Annotated in this window: 3 protein-coding genes; 1 reads left to right on the forward strand and 2 read right to left on the reverse strand. The window is 74.4% G+C overall.

The genetic code is table 11. The annotated features are described in order from the left end of the window. Nucleotides 1-125: 125 nt before the first annotated feature. A complete protein-coding gene (locus ACIQOV_RS38305) occupies nucleotides 126-548 on the forward strand; it encodes a hypothetical protein (RefSeq protein WP_401055384.1) in 423 nt (140 codons plus the stop codon). Here ACIQOV_RS38305 and ACIQOV_RS38310 read toward each other — a convergent pair. Together ACIQOV_RS38310 and ACIQOV_RS38315 are read right to left on the reverse strand one after the other, a co-directional pair. Continuing rightward, nucleotides 545-1,432 (reverse strand): helix-turn-helix domain-containing protein, encoded by an 888-nt coding sequence (locus tag ACIQOV_RS38310; RefSeq protein WP_401055382.1) that lies wholly within the window; start codon nucleotides 1,430-1,432, stop codon nucleotides 545-547. The two genes, ACIQOV_RS38305 and ACIQOV_RS38310, sit on opposite strands and share 4 nt — an antisense overlap. Before the next feature lie 93 nt (nucleotides 1,433-1,525). Then, nucleotides 1,526-2,008, reverse strand: coding sequence for a hypothetical protein (locus ACIQOV_RS38315; protein WP_359907208.1), 483 nt, complete (start codon nucleotides 2,006-2,008; stop codon nucleotides 1,526-1,528). Nucleotides 2,009-2,217: the final 209 nt, after the last annotated feature.

Raw genomic sequence — 2,217 nt, forward strand, 5'->3', positions numbered from 1 at the left:
CCACGGGATCGCGCTCGGCGTCCTGGACGCCCGCAGCGCCTCGCTGGAGGAGGCCTTCCTCGCGATCGCCTCCGAGGCCGCCCACCAGAACCCCCGACAGGAGGCGATCCGCCGTGTCCGCCCACGTGAACACCCTCACCCCCGCCAGGCCCGGTTCCGTCCTCTCGCCCCGGACGGTGCGCGGCGCCCTCGCCCTGGACGCCCTGGTCACCGGCGGCAACGGCCTGGCCTACCTGGTCCTCTCCGGCCCGCTCGGCGAACTGCTCGGCGCCGGCCGCACCACCCTGGTCGATGTCGGGCTGCTGCTCCTCGGCTACGCGCTCGCGGTCGGCGCGCTGGCCGCCCGCCGACGGCCGCCGGTGCTCGGGGTGCGGACCGTGATCGACGTCAACCTCGCCTGGGTGGTGCTCAGCCTGGTCGCGATGGAGGTGTGGCTGGAGCCGACCACCGCCGGGTCGGTCTGGATCCCGGTGCAGGCCGCGGTGGTGGCCCTGTTCGCCGTCCTCCAGTTCACCGCCCTGCGGCGAGAGGCCCGCGAGCGGGCCTAGCGTTCGGGCCCGACGGCGGCCTGCAGGAACCGTGCCGTCTCCGTGTCGGCGGGGAGGAAGGTCTCCATGGCCAGCTCGGAGACGGTGACGTCCACCGGCGTGTTGAAGGTCGCGATGGTGGAGAGGAAGGAGAGCACCCGTCCCTCGTGCCGGATCCGCATCGGCAGCGCGAACGGGAACCCGTCGACGGCCGGTCCGCCCGTGACGGATCCGGCCGCGGCCGGTCCGTTCCCGGCCGAGCCGTTCCCGGCCGGTCCGCCCGCCGGGTCCTCGGCGGGCGGTTCGGGGTAGCCGCGGACCTCCTCGTACAGCCGGCGCAGCGGCTCGGCGCGGACCAGCTCCAGCTGCCGTTCCATCCGCTCCAGCAGGTGCTGCCGCCACTGCCGCAGGTTGACGATGCGCGGAGCCAGCCCGTCGGGGTGCAGGGTGACGCGGATCGCGTTGAACGGCGGTTCCAGCAGGTGAGGGGCGACGCCGTTGATGAGCAGCCCGAGCGAGCGGTTGGCCGCCAGCACCCGGAAGGACCCGTCGACCACGACCGCCGGGTACGGGTCGTGGGCGGCCAGCAGCCGTTCCAGTCCGCCGCGCAGCGCGGCCATCGACGGGTCGTCCAGCGGTGTCTCGCGATAGTGCGGGGCGTAACCGGCCGCCAGCAGCAGGGTGTTGCGCTCGCGCACCGGGACGTCCAGTTGCTCGGCCAGTCGCAGCACCAGCTCCCGGCTCGGCCGGGAGCGGCCGTTCTCGACGAAGCTGAGGTGGCGGGCCGAGGAGTCCGCCCGCAGTGCCAGTTGCAGCTGGCTGAGCTGCCGTCGTTCCCGCCAGCCGCGCAGCAGCGGGCCGACGCCGGTTCCCGTCGGGCTGCCCATGCCCGCCATGATCGTCATGGCCCAGGACGGTACTCGAACGGGCCCGGTCGGCGGGAGGGGGCGCGGTGGTCGGGAGGGCGCGGCGGGAGCAGGGGACCGGGGAGCAGGGCCTCAGACGCCGGTGCTCGACCCCGGGCGGATGACCATGAGCACCACGACCACGGCCCACAGCAGGTTGAACACCCCGGCGGTCATCGGCAGCATCTTCAGACCGCCGACGGCCTTGGTGTGCTGCTCGTCCGACGGGTCGAGTTCGAGCGCGTCCACCGCGGCCTGCTGGCCGGGCAGCACGAAGAGCAGCAGGGCGAGCGCGGCGATCGCGGTCAGCACCATCGAGACGATCACCCAGGACTGCCCGAGCACGTCCATCACCTGGGCCAGGCCGATGCCCAGCACCGGCACCGCGACCCCGAGCAGCGCGTAGACCTGGGTGATCCGGTGCAGCACGCGCAGCACGCCGGCGTCGGAGGCCCGGTCCGGGCCGCCGGCCAGCGCGGCCTTCGCCCGGCGCGGGAACATGCTGACGGCCACCGCGACCGGGCCTATGAACAGGACCGACACGAGGACGTGCAGGCTCAGCAGGAACTTGGCCATGGCGGGGCACCCTTTGGATCCGGTGGGCAGCTGGTGGGCGGGCACCCGCGTTCGGCGTGCCCACGACCAGGCACGCTAACACCGCTTACTTCCCGGCCCACCGCGCGGGTGGGCGCCGGGGAGCCCGCTCCGGCCCGGTACTCGGCCCCGGCGCCCGGCCCGTCCCGGCCCGTCCCGGCACCGAGCCGGCTCCGTCCCGGTGCCGAGCC

It is taken from the genome of Kitasatospora sp. NPDC091257, assembly GCF_044757675.1.
GTDB classification, from domain to species: Bacteria; Actinomycetota; Actinomycetes; order Streptomycetales; family Streptomycetaceae; genus Kitasatospora; species Kitasatospora lactacystinica.